Below are 24579 nucleotides of genomic sequence, written 5' to 3' on the forward strand. Positions count from 1 at the left end.
AACCTTTAGATGGGAGTTTCATTAGCACAAATGGTACTGCCAGTATTATAATGACTCAAATTAATAAATTTGGTTTGCACTATGAGTGAAATAGGATTGGGGGAGGTGGACTGGAGACGAATTGATCTCAATCTTTTGGTCGTGTTTTATCACCTTTATCAAACACAGAGCGTGTCTGAAGCGGCAGCGCAAAGTTATGTCAGCCAGTCAGCGATGAGCCATAGTTTAGCGAAATTACGGGTGCTATGTGATGACCCGTTATTTCAGAGGAAGGGGCATCAAATGCTTCCAACCGAGCGCGCCAATGAACTGTTTCCGGTTATCGAGCAGATATTGAATTTGTTTGAATTTAAAGTGATGCCTAAGCGTGACTTTCAACCGTCCGAGTACGATGGGGTTTGTAAAGTAGGACTCACCGATTACGCTGAATTTATTTTTGCTCCGATTATTTATGATGCCGTTATGTCTCAAGCCCCGAAAGCGAAACTTCGCTTTATTAATGTGAATCGAGATAACTACACAAAGGTCTGCGAGCAAGAACGTCTCGATATTATGATTGGCAGTATTCCCGAGCTAGAAGACTCATTTTCCTCGCAAAAATTGTATACCGAAAAGCATGTTTGTATTTATGATGCTTCGGTCTGTCAGGTGAAGACATTAGATATCGCCACATTTGTGTCTAAACCTCATTGCCTTGTTAGCCCCACAGGTGACTTCCACTCTCCAGTGGATAAACATCTTGATGCGGTCGGTGAATCTCGCAGGGTCAACGCCGTATCACGAAACTTCCTGACTATCGGTCGATTAGTTCACGGAAGAGAAATGTTTGCCATCGTGCCAAAGAAAATGGCGGAGATAAGCCTGATGCAAAGTGCGTTAACCGCCGTTGCGCCTCCGGTGCCCGTGGCTGATTTTGATATCTCGCTAATATGGAAAACTCACTCGCATATGAATCATAAAGTGTCGTGGCTTAAGGATTCATTATACGAAGCGATTATTGCTGCACTGTAGTGATCGCCGATTCAACGCTCGTTGTCCTCACGAGGTAAAGCGATAAAGTGATCACTTCCACAAGGTTATGAATTTGTTGCCAGCTTTGTCTTAAATCCAACCTCTAGTGCTTTTTTTGTCAGAAAACGGTGGTAACGTCCAAGTGTAAACGTTACCAACTACCGTATGGCGAGAATGTACTATGAGATCTTTTTCTGAAATTTTGTTAGCTCGTGAGTGGGAAAACCAGCACGTTACCCACCACAATGTACTTAACGCTCACGCGCCTTTGCATGCTTTTCATAGTGAGCACGCCGCGTTGCAAAGCCATTCATCCACCAATGAAAGAAGCCTAAATGGTGAATGGCAATTTAAGTGCTTCGCGAAGCCAGAGTTAGTAGAGGAAGAGGTGATTAGTACTGCGTTTGACGATGCCAGTTGGGCGAGTATTCCTGTTCCGAGTAACTGGCAACTTCAAGGCTTCGATAAGCCCATTTACACCAATGTGAAATACCCGTTTGCAGATACGCCTCCGAAGGTGCCAAGCGATAACCCAACAGGGGTGTATCGCCTGGTATTTGATATGGCGAACTTGGATCCCAAACAGCGACATACACTCACATTTGATGGCGTCAATTCGGCGTTTCACTTATGGCTTAATGGTCGTTGGATTGGGTATTCACAAGACAGCCGTCTCGCCGCTGAATTTGATATTACTGATGCGTTAGTGGCGGGTGATAACCAGCTTGTTGTGATGGTGTTGCGCTGGTCTGATGGGTCTTATCTCGAAGATCAAGATATGTGGTGGTTGAGTGGTATCTTTCGGAATGTGACATTACGGACTAAGCCACGTATCGCTATTGCAGATGTGGCGATTAATACCGAGTTGGACGCATGCTATCGAGACGCGTTGTTAACGGTGTCAACTCACATCAGTGTCACGCCAGAAGAGCGAACAATGTGCAGCTCTTATTCAGTAGAGGCTGAGTTATTCGATAGGCAGGGTGTGAGTGTTTTTGGCAAAAAGGTGTCTAAATTTGCACAACGCCTTATCGACGAAAAAGGGGCGTGGCAAGAGTTAGCAGAGCATAGTATCAACATTGACAGTCCTCTAAAGTGGAGTGCTGAAGCGCCGAATTTGTATCGTTTAGTCGTGGTTCTAAAAGACGAAGAAGGGAAGTTTGTCGACTGCGAAGCTTACAATGTGGGTTTTCGTTGTGCGGAGATCTCTTCAGGTCTGCTTAAAGTGAATGGTCAAGCGCTACTCATACGCGGAGTGAACCGCCATGAGCATCATCCAGAATTAGGTCATACCATGACTCGAGATGCGATGATTGAAGATATTAAATTGCTCAAACAGAATAATTTTAACGCGGTGCGTACTGCTCACTACCCAAATGATCCTCTTTGGTATGAGCTCTGCGATGAATTTGGCCTGTATTTAGTGGACGAAGCGAATATCGAAACCCACGGTCAATTCCCCATGTGCCGTTTGTCAGACGATGTGACTTGGATGAATGCCTACCTGCGTCGTATGACTCGCCTTGTTGAGCGTGATAAGAACCACCCCTCTGTCATCATCTGGTCGTTAGGAAATGAATCGGGTATTGGCAATAACCATCACGCGATGTATCAATGGACTAAGCAGCGTGATCCTTCTCGTCCAGTGCAGTATGAAGGCGGGGGATCGGATACGGCGGCAACGGATATCATTGCGCCGATGTATGCACGAGTTGACCATGACCAACGCCTTGCGGCCGATCCTAATGTCACGCCTAAAATTGGCATTAAAAAGTGGCTAGCGATGCCAGGTGAAGATCGCCCATTGATACTATGTGAGTATGCACATGCGATGGGAAATAGCCTAGGCAGTTTTGATAAGTATTGGGATGCGTTTCGAGAATACCCAAGATTGCAAGGTGGCTTTATTTGGGATTGGGTGGATCAAGGGCTGAGCAAAGTGGATGAAAACGGGGCGCTTTATTGGGCTTATGGTGGCGATTTTGGCGATCAGGTTAATGATCGTCAGTTCTGCATTAATGGCTTAGTGTTCCCAGATAGGAGCGCGCATCCAGCGCTTTATGAAGCAAAAAAAGCGCAACAATTTCATTGTATAACGTTAATTTCAACACACCCTGTTAGCGTTAAAGTAAAAAGTGAGTACTTATTTACAGCCACGGAAGATGAAGCGCTGCATTGGAATATTACCGAAGATGGTCATGTGATCGCTCAAGGTTCGCAAGTATTACACGTGTCGCCACAAGGTGAGGCGCTATTGTCGTTGATGGACGCATTACCTGCAGCGCAAATTGGGCGAGATTATCACTTGAATATCGATATCGTTAAAACGTGTTCGACCCCATGGTCGGAAGCGAATCACCTTCTATCGTCACAGCAAATTGAATTGCCGAGTGCGCTTGGTTTGAAGCTGAGAGGTGTGAATGGATCAGGCGTCCCTATGGCAACAGTGAGTGGCAATAGGGTGGCGCTACACGCTAATGAACAAGTCATCGGGTTTGATTCTGCATCCGGAGAATTAGTCTCCTGGAGCGTAGATGATGTGGAACAGTTGGCTCAGCCATTAACAGATAATTTCTATCGGGCGCCGTTGGACAATGATATTGGTACTAGCGAAGCCAATCGGGTTGATCCTAACTCATGGGTTGCTCGTTGGGATGCAGTTGGTCTGCCTTCGTTGGAGGTCGAATGTATTGGCTTTGAGCATTTTGCTCGTCAGCACCATTACCAAGTAGAGTCTCGCCGAGTCTATCGTTATAACCGCCATTGTGTTTTTGAGACGCTTTGGTGCTACAAAATCTATCAAAATGGTGAGGTTCATATTGATGTTCAGGTTGAAGCCGCACCGGGGCTTCCATCGTTACCTAGGGTGGGTATGGAGTTGGCGTTACATCCATCTTTTGAGAGCGTGTCTTGGTATGGACGGGGGCCTTTTGAAAACTATCCAGACAGGAAGCTCGCGGCGCACATGGGCCGATACCACGCTTCCATTGACGACATGCATACTCCTTATATATTTCCTACGGATTGCGGGCTAAGAACAGATGTTAAACATAGTCAGATAGGTGCACTCCAGATTACGGGTGAGCATCACTTGTCGGTAAGCCGATACAGTACCTCTGCGTTAAGCGCTGCCAAACACACCCACGAGCTGCGTGACAGTGGCGTTGTTTTTGTCCGTTTGGATGGCTTTCATATGGGAGTGGGCGGTGATGATTCATGGACACCAAGTGTCCATGAGGAATTTAAGCTATTGCAACGTCAGTATCAATATCAGTTGCGGCTGAGTATGCAAGGTTAATTCAAATAAGATAGGTTTAGAACGCTCTGAAGAAGTCAGCGTGCTGGTTTACGTGCCCCCACAATAAGCGGAGGCACGTAACGGTTAACTTGGTAACTAGAAGAAAAGGTAACTAGGACAGTTGAAAACGAACCCAGACTTTGGAACGCCAGCGACGAATCATGACAATGCCTCTTACCCATTCATCCATCCCCATTGCGATCCACGCACCGATCACGCCATATCCCCAGTGGATGCCCAACAGGTAACTAAAAACCACAGCAACGCCCCACATGCTTAAAATGCCCATTTGAACGGGGAATTTAATGTCGCCAGAACCTTTTAACGCAGCTATAAAAATGAGGTTAGAGACACGACCAGATTCGACAAAAATTGAGCCGGCAATTAATAGTGCGACGAGGGCGACGATCTCGCTTTCTTGGGTAAAGAGATCAATCAACGGGTAGCGGAATACAAACAACACCAAAATGATACTGGTCGAAACCGCCAGTCCAACGAGATAGTATTTTTGGATTCGCGTGAGAATATCATCGGCCCATCCCTTGCCAATAAAGTAACTGGTTTGTATCTGTCCAGCTTGACCCAAAGCTAGCGCAAACGCAAACGAGACCCGTGTGATGTTTTGAGCATACGTGTAAGCCGCCAATGAAGACGTCCCCATTTGCACAACAAAATAGACAATCGTCATTTGGGCGAGGTTGTAGGATAAAATCTCACCAGCATTCATGGCACCGATTTTGATGATTTTTTTGAATAAGGCGCTAGGGATTGTGCGCCATTGGGTAAAAGGGAGGTCGATATTTTTTGAACGTACGACTTGGCACATCAACAGCGTACCAATCACTTGACTGACAACCGTCGCGGTTGCAACACCACTGACACCGTAGACGGGGAGCCCAAAGGGTTGGTATAGCGCCAAATAGTTACCGGCGATATTGATAACACCAGCAATGAGATTGATCACCATCGGTGAGCGAGAATAGCCGTGACTACGAAGTATGGTGGTGAGCACAATACCAATAGTGACGTTAAACGTCATGGAGCCACTAATAATAAGGTAGTCATAGCCAAAAGCCGCCACATCATCGGCTAAGCCAAATAATGTGATGAACTGCTCTGCCCCGAAAAACAACGCAAGACTTAAAAAAGTACCCACACCACAGGCAAGAATAATGCTTGCTACTGCCACTTGCGCGGAATCTGAAAATCGTGAAGCACCATTGTATTGTGCGATGAGTATGCCAGTGCCGCTGCTCACCATCATAGAAATAACAATCAGGAAAAAGGTGATTTGTGTGATAACCCCGACAGCGGATACCGCTGCGTCTGAGTAACCACTGAGCATGAATACGTCGGTGGTATTGAGCGCGGTGCGTAAAAGAACCTCTATGAAAATAGGCCAAGTGAGGGCAACAATATTCATTCTTTTGCTGAGCGTTGAAGCGTTTTTTGGCATGAGATTAAGGCCTAATCAGAGTGACCCAGAGTGGGGGGACGCAAGTGTACTCGCTAATTAACCAAACGCAATACTTTACCGACGAATGATCGTAATTGAATGCGCTAAAATGTAATCGTTACCACTTTGAGGCCTAAAAACGAGGTAAATAAAATCATATAAAATCGCCAAAAAAGGAGATCTTTGTCTCGATGTTACACTGTGAAACATTGAGAGACGTTGTTTTTCCTTTGTTTGTTAACTAATTCAAACAATTTGGCTTGGTTTTGACAACTTTTGTTACGGTTGTGATTTTTTTTAACTTCCTCACATTAATTGTTCATTTTGTCACTATACTTCAGGTTAAACGTTTTCATGTTGAGCAGGTTGTAAGCTGAACCCGAACGTTTTACCCCCTACAAAACTCAATTATAATATTTACAAATAGGACTTGTTCAATGAGAAAGTTAACACTCTTGGCTGCACTTTGTGCTGGTATGGGCTTTGGAACTCAAGCGGTTGCAAGCACCACGGTTGGTTTTACGATCTATAAATATGACGACAACTTTATGTCGGTTGTTCGTCAAGCGATCGTAAAAGAAGCAGACAAAGACAGCGATACTCGCGTATTGATGAATGACTCTCAAAACAGTCAATCAATGCAGAATGACCAAGTAGATGTCATGCTTGCTCGTGGTGTAAAAGCGTTAGCAATTAACCTTGTGGACCCTGCCGCTGCACCAAGCATTATTAAGAAAGCAAAAATGGATGATGTGCCAATTGTTTTCTATAACAAAGAACCAAGCCGTAAAGCACTTGATAGCTATGACAAAGCGTATTACGTAGGCACAGACTCTAAAGAGTCTGGTATTATCCAAGGCGACTTGATTGCTCAGCAATGGAAAGCAAACTCTGCTTGGGATAAGAATGGCGACGGTGTCATCCAATACGTGATGCTAAAAGGTGAACCTGGTCACCCAGATGCAGAAGCTCGTACGTCTTACTCAGTGAAAACCATCAACGATAACGGCATCAAAACCGATGAACTGCACATGGATACTGGCATGTGGGATACCGCGATGGCAAAAGATAAGATGGATGCATGGTTATCTGGTCCTAATGGCAGCAAAATCGAAGTGGTCATTGCTAACAATGACGGCATGGCAATGGGCGCAGTTGAAGCTCTGAAAGGTGCTGGTGTTGCGGTTCCTGTCTTCGGTGTTGATGCCTTGAGTGAAGCACTTGCACTAGTAAAATCAGGAGCAATGGCAGGAACAGTACTTAACGATGCTGACTCGCAAGCAAAGGCGACGTTTGAACTTGCTCGTAATCTTGCAAACGGAAAAGCAGCGACAGAAGGTACTCAGTGGGAAATGACGAACAAAGTAGTACGCGTTCCTTACGTTGGTGTTGATAAGTCAACGTTAGAGTAGTAATGACCAAATTAGGGAGAACGGTGTTCTCCCTAATTATTAATATTGAATATATTAGGTAGTATGAACGAGTATATATTACTCGTTCAGGGTACGTTACGCCTTGTGGTTAATTGTAATAATAAGAAAGTGATGCCATGGTTAATCAAGAACATGAATTTTTGTTAGAAATGACAGGAATTAGTAAAGAGTTTCCAGGGGTTAAGGCATTAGATAAAGTTAATTTAAAAGTGCGACCAAATTCCATTCATGCACTCATGGGAGAGAATGGAGCGGGTAAGTCGACATTATTAAAATGCCTATTCGGAATTTATGAAAAAAATGAAGGTAATATAGTCTTTCTTGGGAATAATATTAACTTTCAATCCTCTAAAGAAGCATTGGAATCCGGTGTTTCAATGGTTCACCAAGAGCTGAATCAGGTACTTCAATGTACCGTAATGGATAATATATGGTTAGGGAGATACCCTAAAAAAGGGTTATTTGTTGACCACGATAAAATGTATCGAGATACCAAAGAAATTTTTGAAGAACTCGATATTAATATTGATCCTAAAGTCAAAGTGAAAACACTCTCAGTTTCTCAAATGCAAATGCTAGAAATAGCTAAGGCATTTTCCTATGATGCAAAAATCGTCATCATGGATGAGCCGACGTCGTCACTGACAGAAAAAGAAGTCAATCATCTATTTACCATTATCAAAAAGCTCAAAGCCAAGGGCTGTGGTGTGGTGTATATCTCGCATAAAATGGAAGAAATTTTTGCGATTTGTGATGAAATAACCATTCTTCGCGACGGTCAGTGGGTAACCACTCGACCACTGGAGGGGTTGGATATGGACGCTATCATCGCAATGATGGTAGGGCGAGAATTGACGCAGCGTTTCCCAGAAAAAAGTAATGTCCCCAAAGAAACGGTTTTAGAAGTGAAGGGGCTGACAGCACTTAATCAACCTTCGATTCAAGATATTTCATTTGATTTAAAAGCTGGTGAGATCCTCGGTGTTGCAGGTCTAGTAGGGTCACGTCGAACCGATATAGTTGAAACCATATTTGGCGTTCGCGAGCGAAGCGAAGGGCAGATCTTGCTTCATGGCAAAGAGATGACGAACCGTGATGCACACGAAGCCATCAGTAATGGTTTTGCATTAGTCACGGAAGAGCGTCGTTCTACCGGGATATATGGCAATTTGGATATCACGTTCAACTCATTGGTTGCCAATGTCGACAGTTATAAAACCAAGTCGGGCTTGTTAAGTAACAAGAAAATGAAAAGTGATACTCAGTGGGTAATTGACTCGATGAGTGTGAAAACACCGTCTCATGAAACCTCGATTGGTTCTTTGTCTGGCGGTAATCAACAGAAAGTGATCATTGGACGTTGGCTGTTAACTCAACCAGAAATATTAATGCTAGATGAGCCAACACGAGGTATTGATGTTGGTGCGAAGTTTGAAATCTATCAATTGATACTTGAACTCGCTAAGAAAAACAAAGGCATTATTATCATTTCTTCGGAAATGCCAGAGTTGTTAGGTATTACTGACCGCATTCTTGTCATGAGTAATGGTCGAGCGGCTGGTGTCGTTGATACCAAGGAAACCACACAAAGTGAAATATTAGAGCTGGCCTCTCGTTACCTCTAGGGAAATTATTATGGACGCTGTTAAATCATTTGCAATGAAGCACTTAAAAGAAGGTGCTATCTATGCGGTTCTCTTTATATTATTGGCAATTATTGTTATTCAAGAACCGTCTTTTTTAAGCTTAAGAAACTTTAGTAACATCCTGACTCAATCTTCTGTACGTGTCATTATTGCTTTGGGTGTGGCTGGTTTAATTGTTACCCAAGGTACCGACTTGTCTGCAGGTCGTCAGGTTGGTTTGGCTGCGGTTGTTTCTGCAACATTGCTACAGTCGGTAGACAATGTGAATAAAGTATTCCCGGATTTAGGTGATATACCGATTTTCGCCGTTATTATCGTCGTTTGTGCGCTTGGTGCCATCATTGGTCTTGTGAACGGTATTATTGTCGCTTACTTAAAAGTGACGCCATTTATCGCCACATTAGGCACGATGATCATCGTATATGGTGTGAACTCTTTGTACTATGACTCCGTTGGGGCTTCGCCAATCGCGGGTTTTGATGAGCGCTTTTCTGAGTTTACGCAAGGGTTTATTCGCATGGGAGACTTTAGGCTCTCCTATATTACCTTCTATGCCATTATAGCTATTGTATTCATGTGGGTACTTTGGAATAAAACGGTGTTTGGCAAAAATATCTTCGCGGTTGGTGGTAACCCAGAAGCGGCAAAAGTTTCTGGTGTAAATGTTCCCGTAACCTTGTTGAAAGTCTATGCATTATCAGGGGTGTTTTATGGCTTTGCCGGTATGCTTGAGGCTGGACGAATTGGTAGTGCGACCAACAACCTAGGTTTCCTATATGAACTCGATGCCATTGCTGCTTGTGTGGTAGGTGGTGTGTCATTTGCTGGTGGTGTCGGTAGTATTGCGGGTGTGGTTACCGGCGTATTGATCTTTACTGTGATCAACTATGGTATGACCTACATCGGCGTCAGCCCGTACTGGCAGTACATTATCAAGGGGTCGATCATTATCTTTGCTGTCGCGCTCGATTCAATGAAATACGCCAATAAAAAATAGTCGCAAGGGCACTCCATTGAGTGCCCTTTTTTATGCCCCCTTCATTATTATCATGATGAAGGATACAGGATTATGTAATCGTTTAACATTATGTGTAATTCTTATAATGCTGTTTTTAAATCACTTTATTTACGATTGAATGATCTTTTCGGACTTTTTTATTGTTATCCGTGTAAACGTTTACACTTTTTGCGTTCGATCACAGTATGATCTTGCTGACTGTTGCTACAATTTCCTTAGTTTGAAGAATGAGCGCGTATTCGCGGAATAATTCGCTCGCAATTAGAGTGAAACGTAGGAGTGTAATGTGAAAGTACTAGTGACGGGTGGAATGGGCTACATCGGCAGCCATACCTGCGTTCAGATGTTGGAAAGTGGTATTGAACCTATCATCATCGATAACTTGTGCAATGCCAATCAAGCCGTGTTAGCACGTATTGAAGCGCTTACTGGTCAAGCACCAACGTTTTATCAAGGTGATATTCGCGATGAAGCGTTGCTCGATCGCATTTTTGAAGCACATGAGATTCAGTCGGTGATTCACTTTGCTGGGTTAAAAGCGGTAGGTGAATCTGTTGCTAAACCTATTGAGTACTACGATAACAATGTGAACGGCACATTGGTTCTTGCTCGTGCAATGAGAAAAGCAGGCGTTAAGAGCATTATCTTCAGTTCTTCTGCCACGGTGTATGGTGACCCTGACGTGGTGCCCATCACTGAAACTTCTCCTGTTGGAAATACGACCAACCCATACGGTACCAGTAAGTTTATGGTGGAGCGCTGCCTGAGTGATGTGTTCACCTCTGACGACGAATGGAGCATCACCTTACTACGTTATTTCAATCCTGTTGGTGCGCATCCGTCGGGCACGATGGGTGAAGACCCAAAGGGTATCCCTAATAATCTAATGCCTTTTATTGCTCAAGTTGCAGTTGGGCGTCGTGAGAAACTGTCCGTTTTTGGTAATGACTACCCAACACCAGATGGCACAGGCGTTCGCGATTATATTCATGTGATGGACTTGGCAGATGGCCATATTGCAGCGCTTAAAGCGGTTGGCCTGAAGGCTGGCTTACATATTTACAATTTAGGTACCGGTAAAGGCAGCAGTGTTCTAGAAATGGTGGATGCATTTGCAACCGCTAGCGGTAAGCCAATTCCTTACGATCTGCACCCTCGTCGTCCAGGTGATATTGCAGAGTGCTGGGCAAGCACTGCTAAAGCAGAGGCGGATTTAAACTGGAAAGCGACGCGTACATTACAAGATATGACCACGGACTCGTGGCATTGGCAGTCCAGTAACCCCAACGGTTACGACAGCGAATAAGGCTGCCTCGTTATCTCAAGAGACTTTTAGAATTTAACCATTGAGTAAGTAATATGTCGAGTATTGAATTTAATCCAGTCGATCATCCTCATCGCCGTTATAACCCGTTAACAGGACAGTGGATCCTTGTGTCACCACATCGCGCAAAGCGTCCTTGGAGCGGCCAAAGTGAGGAGGTCTCTCATGTACAACTGCCAACTTACGACGAGAAGTGTTTTCTGTGTCCGACCAATGATCGCATCTCTGGAGATGTGAACCCAGACTACCAAGGTACTTATGTATTTGGTAACGACTTCGCGGCTTTGATGCCAGATTCCCCTGATGCTCCTGAATCAGAGAATCCATTGTTTAAAACTCAAGGTGTACGTGGCCTTAGCCGCGTCATCTGCTTCTCGCCAGACCACAGTAAGACATTGCCGGAGCTCACCCCCCAAGAACTGCGCTGCGTTGTTGATACATGGAATGGGCAAATTGAAGAATTGGGTAAAGAGTATCTTTGGGTTCAAGCTTTTGAAAACAAAGGTGAAGCAATGGGCTGCTCACAGCCGCACCCTCATGGCCAAATTTGGGCAAACAGTTTTTTGCCTAATGAAATCGAGCGAAAAGATCGCTTAATGCGTGAATATTATCAACAGCAAGGTTCAAACTTGCTGGTGGACTATGTCACCGCAGAAATGAAAGATGGCGCGCGCACGGTTGTAGAAACGGAACATTGGCTCGCGATTGTCCCTTACTGGGCGGCGTGGCCATTCGAAACCATGCTGCTTCCTAAGACGCATATTCGCCGCATGAGCGAACTCAGTGAAGCGCAAAAAGACGATTTAGCGGTTGCCATTAAAATGCTGACGTCACGCTACGACAACTTATTTGAGTGCTCTTTCCCCTATTCAATGGGGTGGCACTACGCCCCATTTTTTAATGAAGGTGAAAGCACCGAACATTGGCAGTTGCATGCGCTTTTCTACCCCCCCTTATTGCGCTCAGCGACGATCCGCAAGTTTATGGTGGGTTATGAAATGTTGGCCGAATCACAACGTGATTTAACCGCCGAGCAAGCAGCAGAACGTCTAAGAGCATTGAGTGATGTTCATTACAAACAACAATAATTTAAAAGTTTGATGTTATGAAGTGGGCAAAACGCCGCCAGCACTGAGGCATCAGGTATTGAGAGAATCTAAAATGAAAGATCTAATTCAAAGCGTAGCAAACTCTTTTGAGAATATACTGGGCTACAAGCCTACTCACTTCATTCAAGCCCCTGGACGTGTAAATCTAATTGGTGAGCATACTGACTACAACGATGGTTTTGTCTTACCGTGTGCCATTAACTATCAAACCGTGGTTGCTGCGGCAAAGCGTGACGATAATCTCATTCGCGTTGTCTCTGTTGATTACCAAGACGCGACCGATGAGTTTGATATCACCCAAGAGATCACTTTTCAACAAGATAAAATGTGGGCGAACTACATTCGCGGTGTGGTGAAGTGCTTGATGGCTCGTGGCTATCAACTTGGTGGCGCGGATATATCGGTGTCTGGCAATGTACCGCAAGGTGCGGGACTGAGCTCTTCTGCTGCACTAGAAGTGGTGATCGGTCAGACATTTAAAACGCTTTATAACCTAGAAATCACGCAAGCTGAAGTCGCGCTTAATGGCCAGCAAGCGGAGAACGACTTTGTGGGTTGTAATTGCGGCATTATGGATCAGCTCATTTCTGCTGAAGGCAAAGAGAATCACGCTCTGTTGATTGACTGTCGTAGTTTAGAGACTCAAGCAGTCTCAATGCCAGAAGATATGGCGGTTGTGATTATTAACTCTAACAAAAAGCGTGGCTTAGTAGACAGTGAGTACAACACTCGTCGCGAGCAATGTGAAGAAGCGGCACGCATTTTTGGTGTGAAAGCGTTGCGTGATGTCACCATTGAACAGTTTAATGAGCGTGCTGCTGAGTTGGATGAAATGGTCGCTAAACGTGCGCGTCACGTCATCACTGAAAATGATCGTACTGTTGAAGCAGCAAAAGCGCTGAGTGCGGGTGATATGAAGCGTATGGGTGAGCTAATGGCAGAATCACACATTTCGATGCGTGATGATTTTGAAATCACCGTGAAAGAAATCGACATCATTGTTGATATTGTGAAAGGCGTGATTGGTGACCAAGGTGGTGTGCGAATGACTGGCGGTGGCTTTGGCGGCTGTATTGTTTCGTTAATCCCGCCAACACTCGTTGATGCGGTAACGACAGCGATAGCAGAGCAGTATGAAGCAGCAACAGGTTTGAAAGAGTCGATTTATGTTTGCCAAGCAAAAGATGGAGCAGGAGTTGTCTCACAATGATCACCACAAGCGAGTATTTTAGTACGATTGAAGACGCTATGACCCAATCGGCGTCGTTTGATGGATTACCTGCAAAGGTGCTGCACCTTAAAAATGCATCGGGTATGACGGCATCTTTTATGGATATCGGAGCAACATGGCTAAGTTGCTCTCTCCCTTTGCCGACAGGACAACGAGAAGTGTTGTTACGTTCGCCAAATATGGTGGAACATATGAAGCAAGGGGCTTATTTTGGTTCAGTGGTGGGGAGATACGCCAATCGAATTGATAAAGGGCAATTCGAGATAGGTGGCACGTCGTATCAAGTCACTTGTAATAATGGCGAAAACGCTTTGCATGGGGGTGTAGAGGGTTTTGATAAACGCCGTTGGGGTATCGACTCGCACACTGAATCAACTCTTACTATGTCGTTACAGTCGGAAGATGGTGATCAAGGCTTCCCTGGGACGGCAAAGGTTCAAGTTGAATATCAGCTTACTGACGACAATGCGCTGAAGATGATTTATCAGGCGTCTTGTGACAAGACAACGCCGATGAACTTGACTAACCATGCCTATTTTAACCTAGCGGGTGAATCAAGCACGGCGAAGAGCACGGATCATAAGCTACAAATGTTTGCTGAAGCCTATTTACCTACAAGAGAAGATCTTATTCCTCTTGGTGAGCTAAAGCAGGTTGAGGGAACGAGCTTTGATTTTATGAACCTGAAAAGAATAGGCCGTGATTTTTTGTCTGAACAAGATCAAAAAATAGCAGGGGGTTATGATCATGCATTTGTGTTTGATACAAAACTCACTGATGGCTGCGCCGTGGTCGCGACGTTGGAGTCTCCAGAGCAGGATGTAGTGATGGAAGTACTAACCACCAAACCTGCAGTACAGTTTTACTCGGGGAACTTCCTTGATAGTACTCCTGGTTCAACGCGCACTTACGAAAAGCTTGATGGGCTAGCATTGGAAACACAATTCTACCCTGACGGCCCAAATCACCCAGAATGGGGGAATGGCGCAGGCTTGCTTGAGGCAGGGGATAGTTACCATCATCACACAACCTACCGCTTCAAATTTTAGTCGCTGTGGCTAGGCAATAAAAAAGTGAGCATATGCTCACTTTTTTATGCTTTGAGGGAGGATGCTCGAACAATTAGCTCACCTTCAACTTTTCGTATCTGCGACAGCAAAGGTTGTTCTTGGATTTGAGCAAGCACGTTATCTATCGCTAACTTACCCATATCGGCATAGGGCAGTTCAATGGAAGAAAGTGCTGGAAAGCTTTCAGAAGCGATTTGTTGGTTATCATAACCAATCACAGCGATATCTGATGGGATCTTCAATTGACGTTCAGCAATCGCTTGGTAACACCCCATCGCCATATAATCACTGCTGCAAAATATTGCTTCGGGTGGCGTTGCCATATCAAGCAAATGAATGGTTTGCTCATACGCTTCTTTGAGAGACCAGTTTGCCTCTAATACGTAATCGTCGTTTGGAATAATATCCGCATCAATTAGAGCCTGTCGATAGCCATCAATACGCTGTGTAGAGGCGTACATCCAATTCTCTCCGGTTAACATTGCAATTCGTCGATAGCCTTGATCAGTTAAATGCTTGATGGCTTTATAGGCCCCGATCATATCCGCGGGCAAGATAGATGGCGTGGCTTGTTGTTCACTCATTGTGCAGTTGAGCAAAACCGTCGGCAGCTGTGTTTGAACACGTTGGGCGGAGAGTTCACGAGTCATACTTGAAGCATAAATGAGACCAGCATAATCGCCATTATTGATCTCGGTTTCAATTTTGTTGGCAAGTATCTCATCGTGATTGTAGCTGAAGGTAATCAGCAAGTAGTCGTTGTTCCATGCTTCTTCTCGCGCGGTATTAACGGCGTCGATGAAAGGATCGTAACTGGAGAGTCCATTGACGACCATGGCGATTTTTCTCGATCTTCCTAACGCATGAGCCACTTTTTTGCTTTGATAGCCTAAAGCTTTCGCAGTATCAAGAACCTTACGTTGGGTGGCTTCGGAAATCTTTACGGTTTGAGAGCCATTGAGAACTAATGACACCGTAGGTTGTGACACGCCTGCTGCCGCGGCGATGTCACTCATGGTGATTTTCTTACTTTTAGTCATTCTATCTCTGCCAAAAATTTTATTAGCTATATATTAGCGAATTGCCCATCCAAATGCACCTTTGATAGATCACGATCACAGAATGCCTTAACGATCCTTTATGAGATGTGACGGACTACACGTATTTATCTCACCTCTCTTTTATTAAAACTATTAATAAATATATTAGCTAATATTATTAGTAAATTGATTAATCCTATTAATTCAAGGTGAGTAAGATGCAAAGATGGTCTGAAGAAAAGGCGTGGCAATGGCAACAAACACATGGTTGGCTACGTGGCTTTAACTATTTACCGCGCACGGCTGTCAATTGGACAGAAATGTGGCAAGCGGAGACGTTTGCGCCTGAGGTGATGGAGCAGGAGCTTGAGTGGGCGGCAAGTGTGGGCTATAACACGCTACGAACCAACTTGCCGTTTATTGTATGGCAAGTAGACCGTGAAGGTTTGCACCAGAGAATTGAACGCTTCCTTGATATTTGTGAACGAAACAAAATCAAAGTCATGATGACGCCGATGGATGACTGTGGTTTCTCAGGTGATCATCCTTATCTTGGCGAACAAAAATCCCCAGTGCCGGAGCTTCACAATAGCCAAGCCGCAGCAAGCCCTGGTCGCAATGTCGTTATGGATAAATCGCAGTGGGGTGAGGTTGAAGCGTATATTCGCGATATTATTTCAACTTACAACACTGATGAACGTATCGTTATTTGGGATCTGTATAACGAACCGACCAACCGAATGATTTTTACCACCACGGGCGAGCTTGCCTTTGATGAAGAAATGGAACGTTATAGCCATGAGTTAATGGAAAAAGCGTTTCAATGGGCACGTGAAGAACAGCCCGTTCAACCATTGACGGTTGGCGCTTGGCACGCTCCTAGTATTCTGGACTTGTCTTTACCTCTTTATGAGCACCCAACAGACCGCAAAGCGATGGAGCTGTCTGACATCATCACTTTCCACGCCTACTTACCTCTTGAGCACTTCAAAAAAGCTGTCGATATCGTCAAACAACATAACCGACCAATGATGTGTACCGAATGGTTAGCTCGCCATGCTGAATCGCATTTACTAGAGCAGTTACCCGTATTCCAAGCAGAACAAATCGGCTGCTATCAATGGGGCTTGGTGAAAGGTAAAACGCAAACACATTTACCATGGCCGGAAATCAAACGTAGTGACGAAAACTACGCTAAGCGCTGGTTCCATGACTTGCTAAACGATGACGGTACACCTTACGACACAGAGGAAGTACAACTAATTCAATCGCTCGCTGCACTGGACTGAGCGAGCGTTCGGCCAGTGGCAAAAAGAAGCGACTGGCTTTACTATAATAATACTGAATGAGAATACCTTATGACTACCCTACAAAATAAACTCTCGAATAAGGAATTGATGTCCTATTTTGGATATGGCGTGGGCCAATGCTTTAGCTTTGGTCTCGTTGGTTCCTTTATCCTCTATTTTTACACTGATATATTGGGTATCTCTCCCATCGCTGCCAGTAGCATATTTCTGATTGCGCGTGTCTGGGATGCGGTTAATGACCCCATCATAGCGGGCTATATGGATACCTTAGAGTCTCGCTTTGGTAAATTCCGACCATACATGTTGTTTACCCCAGTGCTTATTGTGCTAGTGACTATTGCGTCTTTCTATAGCATTGATGCCGATACTTCGACCAAAGTTATGTACGCAGGTATCACTTATATTCTTTGGGGGACGCTATACACCATCTCAGATGTGCCTTTTTGGTCTATGTCGTCAGTGATGACCGATGAGCCACAAGAGCGTGCTAAAGCTGCGACATGTGCCATGCTAGGTGTTAATGCAGGTATTGGTGCAACACTGGTGCTATTTCCTAAATTAAGCGCTTATTTTGCTGATGGCCGCGCAGACCAAGGTTACTTACCTGCGGTTATTGTCCTGATGGTGGCGGGTTTGCTGTTCATGTGGAATGGTTTTTATAACACCAAGGAACGCATTTCGACGGCGAGTGAAAAGGTAACACTTAAACAGACTTTCCAAGCGGTGCGTAAGAATAAGCCTTTATTCTTTATTCTTGCTGCATTCTTTATGAATGTGTTCTTTAACTTAGTTAATGGCCTGTATATTTTCTTCTTCACTTACAACATGGGTGATGCAGGGCTGGTCTCGTTAATCGGTACGATTACTTTAGTTAGTGCGATAGCCTGTTTGGCGACGCCAGTATTGACCAAGCGCTTTAAGAAACGCGACATTTTTATCACTCTATGTGTTTTGGAAATTATTGCTCGTGTTGGCTTCTATATGACCGGATACGATAACCCGACGGTTGTAATGTCATGGTTAGCTGTAGTCACAGCTATCTTCATGATGACGAACCCTTTGATTTCAGCAATGATCGCTGACACAGTAGAATATTCGTACTATCACAGTGGTAAGCGTACGGCGGCGATTACTTTCTCTGGGCAAACGTTTACTGGTAAATTATCTGTAGCGGTTGCTGGCGGATTAACCGGTCTTATCTTAGCCTCGATAGGGTATGTACCTAACGCAGAGCAAACTGAGACAGCACTTGATGGTATGTTCTTCTGTATTGCGTTATTACCTGCGCTGGGTGCGCTGATTCGAATCTTTATTATGTCGAAGTACACGTTCACGGAAGATCAGCATGCTATTCTTCGTGAAAAATTACAGCGTGGCGAGTTTGCTGAAGGGGTGAATGTAGAATCCGTCAAAACACCACAAGCGACGAACTAATAGGATGACAAGAATAAAAAACGCGGAATCTACCGTGTTTTTTATTCCATAATCGGTGTGTACCATAATTGGTGTGTATTAGTTATTGCGACTCACAGAGGCTCGCTGTACTAGTGTCGGTGAATAGACCATAGGTTCCGTTTCTACTTGTTCACTCTTTGACAGTGCCAACGCAATTTGCGCTGCTTTTTCTGCCATCATTTGTATTGGGTAACGAATTGTGGTCAGCTTTGGATGTAGGTACTTAGCAATGAGTCCATCATCAAAACCGATGATAGACATTTGATTTGGCAATGCGTATTGGTTTTCTTCAAGTACAGAAAGAGCGCCAGCAGCCATATTATCATTGTAGGCAACGACAGCCGTGATCGGTAAGGATTTGGTCAGCAAGTTGGTCATGGCTTTCTCGCCGCCATCGCTATCTGGCGAACCATATTCGATATAGCTTGCCGACAAGGTAATGTTATTAGCTTTGAGTGCGTCACGGTAGCCTTCAAGGCGTTGGTCGACATCTTCAATCTTATGTGACGACGCGACACAGGCGATATTGGTGTGTCCATTACGAATCAGGTGCTCAGTGGCGATGTAAGCGCCTTTATAGTTATCTAAAGAGATACAGCGTCCCGGTAGTTGCGGGATATCGCGATTGATGTAAACGAGCCCTTTGACTTCTTCAGCGTATTGGATTAATTCTTCATCAGAGAGGGATTTAGAGTGAATGACAAGCGCATCGCAACGGCTGTTAATTAATAGCTCAATGGCTTTTCGCTCTTCTTCTGCATCGTGATAGCCATTGCCAACCAGAATATGCTTACCGTGTTGATGCGCGACTTTATCGACAGCTTTCACTAAGGTACCGAAAAAAGGATCGGATACGTCACTCACGAGGACACCGACAGTATTCGTGCTTTGACTGACTAATGCTCGTGCATTGGCATTCGGCCGATAGCCGAGTTTTTTCATCGCTGTTGTCACAGATGCGATGGAAGCGGCGCTTGCTTTGGGTGATTTGTTGATCACGCGAGAAACGGTTGCTACGGAGACACCTGCTTCTTTTGCGACATCTTTTATCGTTGCCATCTGAAACCTCTTATAATCTATAAACTAATTAGACGCTTGTTGTGTAAATATCGCAAACAATGTTTCACAAAAATAAAGGGTTTGTGATGCACAACACTAACAGCAACGGGAATTAGGCAGAGGTGTAAACGTTTTACAAATGTCGGATACTTCTTATTATCCATTGTTTTGTGTCTAATGGATTCGAATGGGTTTATTTGACTCCTTTATTGTAGTGTCTAAATGACATCTTTTGTGGCTGATGTTTTTTAATTTACTGTTATATAAGAAGTAATAATGTTGGAATGAAATGTGCATTATGGTAATTAGATTGATTATTAAGTGAAGTACGATGATAAATATTACAGACAAAAAAGTGGAAGAGAAGATCCCTGCATGGTTGCGTCTTGGTTTTCGTCCGTTCTTTTTAATGGGAAGTGTGTATGCCATCTTTGCTGTCGTGGCTTGGGTCATCATGTTCCAAAAAGGCCAGCCCGATGTACTGCATGTCCCGGCATTATGGTGGCATGCACATGAAATGATTTTTGGCTTTGCTATGGCGATTGTCGTGGGCTTTGTTTTGACTGCAGTGCAAACTTGGACGGGTGTGAATGGTACCAAACACTATCGCTTACTTGTTTTGGTCGCACTATGGCTGGCACCCAGGGTTTTGTTTTGGACGCCGACACCACTTTGGTTGATATCTATTATTGAGTCGTTGTTTATATTGTTAGCGGCGTATGAGATTGGTATACGAGTGTATGCTGCAAAAGGTTGGAAGAACCTATTTTTTGTTCCGTTATTTCTTCTTGCTATTGTTGCTAACTTTGCCAGTTTCGCCACGATTAAAGGGATGCCTCCTTTTAGTAGTAGTGCAGTATGGCAGGCTATGCTTTGGTGGTTTACGATTTTGTTATCAATAATGGGCGGACGCGTGATTCCTTTTTTTGCGGCGAAGCGTTTTCAATATGATAAACCGCAGCCCAAAGTCTGGATTGAGTGGGGGGCGACACTGCCATTAATTGGTTTGTTTATTTTGAGCTTCTTCCCATTATCTTTTGCAACCCTTAGTCAGCCGTTAATGCTGGTTGCTGGTGTTTTTCAGTTGGTGAAGTGGTTACGTTGGAAACCTTGGCTAACGTTATCTGAGCCTTTAGTGTGGTCGTTAATGCTAGCCTATCTTTGTATCCCTTTGAGTTTGCTCTATCGAGGCCTTTTGACGGATGCGTTTGCTGCGCATGCGATGTTGCATTTATTCGCAGTTGGGGCGTTAGGCGGTTTGATTTTGGCAATGATAAGTCGGGTGACAATGGGGCATACAGGACGTGCTATCTATCAAGGTCCCAATATGACGCTGCCTTTTTTGGCGGTTGTGATTGCCGCAGTGTTACGCAGTGTTGGCGTTGCTATCTGGCCACAGCATATGTTCACGATGATTGATATTAGTGCCGGTCTATGGGCCTATGCATTCTCAATGTATGTGTATCATTTTGGGAAAATGCTGGTCACGCCACGTGTAGATGGTCACCCTGGGTAATGTGATTCGCCACAAAAAAACCAGCCAGAGGCTGGTTTTTTATTAGGTGAGTTATGTTTGGTCGTCTAATGCTTAGTAAGCATCATTGTGAACAGCTTGGACCGCACGGCCTGATGGGTCGACACAGTTTTGGAATGACTCATCCCATTCAATCGCTTTTGCTGAAGAACACGCGACTGATGGACCACCAGGGACACATTGCGCCGCTGATTCTAGAGGGAATAGCTCTTCAAAGATTTCACGGTATGCGTAACCTTCTTTTGTCGTTGGCGTGTTATATGGGAATCTAAAGGCTGCCGTTTCCATTTGTGTGTCGGTGACTTTTTCTTCTGCTACTGCTTTTAGAGTATCAATCCAGTCGTAACCTACGCCGTCAGAGAATTGTTCTTTTTGACGCCATGCGATGGATTCTGGCAGATAATGCTCGAAACATTCACGTAAAATGTGTTTCTCCATTTTACCGTTGCCACACATCTTATCTTCTGGGTTTAAGCGCATTGCTACGTCAATAAACTCTTTGTCTAAGAATGGTACACGACCTTCCACGCCCCATGCTGCAAGTGATTTATTTGCACGAGCACAGTCAAACATATTGAGTGCTAGTAACTTGCGTACGGTTTCTTCATGGAATTCTTTGGCGTTAGGTGCTTTGTGGAAGTACAGGTAACCTCCGAAAATTTCGTCAGCCCCTTCACCAGAAAGTACCATTTTGATGCCCATTGCTTTGATCTTACGAGCAAGTAGGTACATTGGCGTTGATGCGCGAATTGTCGTTACGTCATAGGTTTCAATGTGATAAATCACGTCACGAATGGCGTCTAAACCTTCTTGGATGGTATACGTCATCTCGTGGTGAACGGTACCAATTTGGTCTGCCACTTCACGAGCCGCGATAAGATCTGGAGCACCTTCTAAGCCAACAGCAAACGAGTGTAATTGTGGCCACCATGCTTCTGATTGACCATCATCTTCAATTCGCATCGCAGCAAAACGTTTAGCAACCGCTGACGTGATCGATGAATCAAGACCACCAGAGAGTAGTACACCGTAAGGTACGTCAGTCATAAGTTGGCGTTTAACCGCCGCTTCTAATGCTTCGGTTAGGTCTGCTTTGCTGGTGGAGTTGCCTTGTACGGCAGCGTACTCATTCCAGTCTCGCAAGTAATAACGTTGAGGCTCAGCGTCCTGTGAACGGTAAAAGCTACCAGGAGGGAACTCACTGATGGTTTTACAAACTGGAACCAGGGCTTTCATTTCCGATGCCACATAGTAGTTACCATGTTCGTCATACCCTTGATACAGAGGGATAATACCAATGTGGTCACGTCCCACAAGGTACTGGTCTTTTTCTTCATCATAAAGAACAAATGCGAAAATACCGTTAAGTTCTTCAAGTAGATCGGCGCCGAATTCTTGATAAAGGGCTAGAATAACTTCGCAATCAGAATCAGTTTGAAAATCGTACTTGTCTTCATAACGTGCACGAATTTCTTTGTGGTTATAGATTTCACCGTTAACGGCAAGGATGTGTTTTTTATCTTGGCTGTAGAGTGGTTGAGCGCCACTATTTAGACCAACAATAGCTAGACGCTCATGGGCAAGGATGGCTTTATCTGATGAATAAATGCCGGACCAATCCGGGCCTCGGTGGCGAAGCTTTTTAGACATTTCTAACGCAACTGGGCGTAGGGCGGCTGCATCACTCTTGATGTCTAAAATGCCAAATATTGAACACATAGCTATTCCTTTTTAATTAAATCTAAATCTCTTGAATCCAATTTGCCATCTGCTCAAAAAAAAGCAACCGCAGCGAACGAAAAAGATAATAAACAGCACCCATTGTTGAATGAAATTTAATGATTATTGTAATTAAGTGAATATTATCTATGTGGCGTGTGAGGTGTGACCGTTTTTTGGGCATTATCTTAAACAGAAAGGTCTGTTTAAGAGAATGCTATTGGTTATTTCAATGAAGGGTTGAGTTGTTCACAGACGTGACGAGCAAAACCGCTGCCCGCTTCGCTGTAAATGTTAAACGCAGCGTTAACTCCCTTCGCTTTTAATTCTTCTAGTTGATCAGGATAGGCGGCGATCGCAGCAACCTGACCATTAAAGTTCGTTTGTTGCAAAAGAGATAGCGCGGTTTGGTTACCTAAATGGTGAGGCATGGCCAATAAAACCAGCTTAACGTGCGCGGTATCGAGAATGCGCTCCCAAAAGTCCGGGTCGGTAGCATCACCAGCAATGACATTACGTCCCTGTTTTTGGTGTTGTAGTGCAGCGTCTTCACGGACTTCAACGCCTAAACTGACTTTGCCGTAGCGATCATACAGTTCGTCATAAGCTCCGGTACCAATTCTTCCCATCCCAAGGATCAATACTTGTGCTTCTCCCGGGTTAATAAATTGGTCTCGTAGATTTATTTTTTCAGCGGCCTGTTCTTTCAACCATTTAGCTGAACGCAAATAGAGTAGGTGCCCCATTCGATTGAGTGGCGCTGAAATCACGAAGGACAAAGATACCGCAATGGCCAATGCGACCAGTATATCACCAGAGATCCAGCCTAGTTTAAAGGCAAGTCCTCCAACAATAAGACCGAATTCACTAAAGTTAAAGAGTGTGAGTGTGGTTAATAAGCTGGTACGGACGCGGAATTTGAATGCGTTGATGACAACAAAATACAGTACGCCTTTGAGTGGCAGTAAAAATAAGAGCAGTACGCCGAGTATAAAGCCTTCAATGGTGGGTTGATCGGAGAGGCCAATATTGAGGAAGAAACAGACTAGGAACAGTTCTTTAAGGTTAAATAATGATTTTGAAAGCTCGGACGCTTTAGGGTGTGCCGCGAGTAGCATACCCAAAATCAGCGCGCCTAGATCCGGTTTCATACCAACAATTTCGAACAGTCCTGCTCCCATCACTAAGGCAAAAAAGATACCACTCAATACTAGCATTTCGCCATGGCCCGCTTTATTGAGTAGTTTGAACATGATAGGCCTTGCCAATGGTAGGGCGAACAGAGCGATGGCGTACCATTCTGGTATTTTTCCGGTCGATGCAGTTAAGAATATAACGGCAAACACGTCTTGCATGACCAGAATACCGATCGCGAGCGTACCATAGGTGGCGTTTAGTTCACCTTTTTCTTGTAAGGTTTTGACCGCAAAAACGGTGCTGGAGAAAGAGAGTGCAAAACCAAGCAGTATCAGTTGTTCGATTTCAAGCGTCGCAAGGCTAGATACGCCGAGCACTTTTAATCCGACCAGCAATAATGCAAATAAGAAGGTCGAAAGTAGGTTATGTATGGTTGCTCCTGCCCATATTTCTTTAGAGAGTAGGGTCTTTACATCGAGCTTTAAACCGATGGTAAAGAGCAATAGCGTGACGCCAAGATCGGCCAACGTGATGATGGTATCTGAAGTCTGAAAGCCAAAGCTATGGAGTGCAAATCCAGCGAGCAAAAAGCCTACCATAGGAGGCAGTTGACACTTTAATGCAAGAAAGCCTGCTAAGAAGGCGACGGTAACGAGTATTAGTTCCATAAGTACGACGAATTTCTGCCTATAAAAAAGACCACACCGAAGTGTGGTCATCCATTTTATC

Annotated in this window: 17 protein-coding genes; 12 read left to right on the top strand and 5 right to left on the bottom strand. The window is 44.5% G+C overall.

Annotated features, from left to right (window positions below):
* Nucleotides 1-81 precede the first annotated feature (81 nt).
* Together L4D74_RS02005 and L4D74_RS02010 are read left to right on the top strand one after the other, a co-directional pair.
* Nucleotides 82-1011: a LysR family transcriptional regulator gene (locus tag L4D74_RS02005; protein WP_428750470.1), complete on the top strand. Its 930-nt coding sequence runs from the start codon at nt 82-84 to the stop codon at nt 1009-1011.
* Nucleotides 1012-1192: 181 nt separating this feature from the next.
* A complete protein-coding gene (locus L4D74_RS02010) occupies nt 1193-4309 on the top strand; it encodes a beta-galactosidase (RefSeq protein ID WP_428750471.1) in 3117 nt (1038 codons plus the stop codon).
* Between the two features lie 112 nt (nt 4310-4421).
* Here L4D74_RS02010 and L4D74_RS02015 read toward each other — a convergent pair whose 3' ends face one another.
* The gene (locus L4D74_RS02015; RefSeq protein WP_428750472.1) at nt 4422-5765 is read right to left on the bottom strand and encodes an MATE family efflux transporter; all 1344 of its coding nucleotides are present in this window, start codon (nt 5763-5765) and stop codon (nt 4422-4424) included.
* A 437-nt stretch (nt 5766-6202) separates the two neighbouring features.
* Here L4D74_RS02015 and mglB point away from each other — a divergent pair, with 437 nt between their 5' ends.
* The 7 genes from mglB to galM all read left to right on the top strand — a co-directional run bounded on the left by mglB (nt 6203) and on the right by galM (nt 14575).
* Nucleotides 6203-7177 (top strand): galactose/glucose ABC transporter substrate-binding protein MglB, encoded by a 975-nt coding sequence (mglB, locus tag L4D74_RS02020; RefSeq protein ID WP_265673757.1) that lies wholly within the window; start codon nt 6203-6205, stop codon nt 7175-7177.
* A 137-nt stretch (nt 7178-7314) separates the two neighbouring features.
* Entirely contained in the window at nt 7315-8823 is a 1509-nt protein-coding gene (gene mglA, locus L4D74_RS02025; protein WP_428750473.1) for a galactose/methyl galactoside ABC transporter ATP-binding protein MglA, read from the top strand.
* Between the two features lie 10 nt (nt 8824-8833).
* Nucleotides 8834-9841, top strand: coding sequence for a galactose/methyl galactoside ABC transporter permease MglC (gene mglC / locus L4D74_RS02030; protein ID WP_265673759.1), 1008 nt, complete (start codon nt 8834-8836; stop codon nt 9839-9841).
* Between the two features lie 307 nt (nt 9842-10148).
* Nucleotides 10149-11168, top strand: a complete 1020-nt coding sequence (gene galE, locus L4D74_RS02035; protein WP_265673760.1) for a UDP-glucose 4-epimerase GalE — start codon at nt 10149-10151, stop codon at nt 11166-11168.
* Nucleotides 11169-11221: 53 nt separating this feature from the next.
* On the top strand, nt 11222-12274 hold the full coding sequence (locus L4D74_RS02040; protein ID WP_265673761.1) for a UDP-glucose--hexose-1-phosphate uridylyltransferase: 1053 nt from the start codon (nt 11222-11224) through the stop codon (nt 12272-12274).
* Between the two features lie 73 nt (nt 12275-12347).
* Nucleotides 12348-13505, top strand: a complete 1158-nt coding sequence (gene galK, locus L4D74_RS02045; RefSeq protein WP_428750474.1) for a galactokinase — start codon at nt 12348-12350, stop codon at nt 13503-13505.
* On the top strand, nt 13502-14575 hold the full coding sequence (galM, locus tag L4D74_RS02050) for a galactose-1-epimerase (protein WP_428750475.1): 1074 nt from the start codon (nt 13502-13504) through the stop codon (nt 14573-14575). The genes galK and galM overlap by 4 nt, the downstream gene beginning before the upstream one ends.
* Nucleotides 14576-14619: 44 nt before the next feature.
* On the opposite strand, the gene L4D74_RS02055 is transcribed toward galM, so the two are convergent.
* The gene (locus tag L4D74_RS02055) at nt 14620-15636 is read right to left on the bottom strand and encodes a LacI family DNA-binding transcriptional regulator (protein WP_428750476.1); all 1017 of its coding nucleotides are present in this window, start codon (nt 15634-15636) and stop codon (nt 14620-14622) included.
* Between the two features lie 218 nt (nt 15637-15854).
* On the opposite strand from L4D74_RS02055, the gene L4D74_RS02060 reads away from it, so the two are divergent.
* Together L4D74_RS02060 and L4D74_RS02065 are read left to right on the top strand one after the other, a co-directional pair.
* Nucleotides 15855-16925 (top strand): cellulase family glycosylhydrolase, encoded by a 1071-nt coding sequence (locus L4D74_RS02060; protein ID WP_428750477.1) that lies wholly within the window; start codon nt 15855-15857, stop codon nt 16923-16925.
* 69 nt (nt 16926-16994) lie between these two features.
* Nucleotides 16995-18380 (top strand): MFS transporter, encoded by a 1386-nt coding sequence (locus tag L4D74_RS02065; protein ID WP_428750478.1) that lies wholly within the window; start codon nt 16995-16997, stop codon nt 18378-18380.
* Between the two features lie 78 nt (nt 18381-18458).
* Here L4D74_RS02065 and L4D74_RS02070 read toward each other — a convergent pair whose 3' ends face one another.
* Complete coding sequence (locus tag L4D74_RS02070; RefSeq protein ID WP_428750479.1) at nt 18459-19460, bottom strand: substrate-binding domain-containing protein; 1002 nt, start codon at nt 19458-19460, stop codon at nt 18459-18461.
* Between the two features lie 331 nt (nt 19461-19791).
* On the opposite strand from L4D74_RS02070, the gene L4D74_RS02075 reads away from it, so the two are divergent.
* On the top strand, nt 19792-20976 hold the full coding sequence (locus tag L4D74_RS02075) for an NnrS family protein (protein ID WP_428750480.1): 1185 nt from the start codon (nt 19792-19794) through the stop codon (nt 20974-20976).
* A gap of 72 nt (nt 20977-21048) precedes the next feature.
* On the opposite strand, the gene asnB is transcribed toward L4D74_RS02075, so the two are convergent.
* Together asnB and L4D74_RS02085 are read right to left on the bottom strand one after the other, a co-directional pair.
* Nucleotides 21049-22713 (bottom strand): asparagine synthase B, encoded by a 1665-nt coding sequence (gene asnB / locus L4D74_RS02080; protein ID WP_428750481.1) that lies wholly within the window; start codon nt 22711-22713, stop codon nt 21049-21051.
* 224 nt (nt 22714-22937) lie between these two features.
* Nucleotides 22938-24518, bottom strand: coding sequence for a cation:proton antiporter domain-containing protein (locus L4D74_RS02085; RefSeq protein WP_428750482.1), 1581 nt, complete (start codon nt 24516-24518; stop codon nt 22938-22940).
* Nucleotides 24519-24579: the final 61 nt, after the last annotated feature.

It is taken from the genome of Vibrio cionasavignyae (assembly GCF_050337155.1).
GTDB lineage: Bacteria > Pseudomonadota > Gammaproteobacteria > Enterobacterales > Vibrionaceae > Vibrio > Vibrio nomapromontoriensis.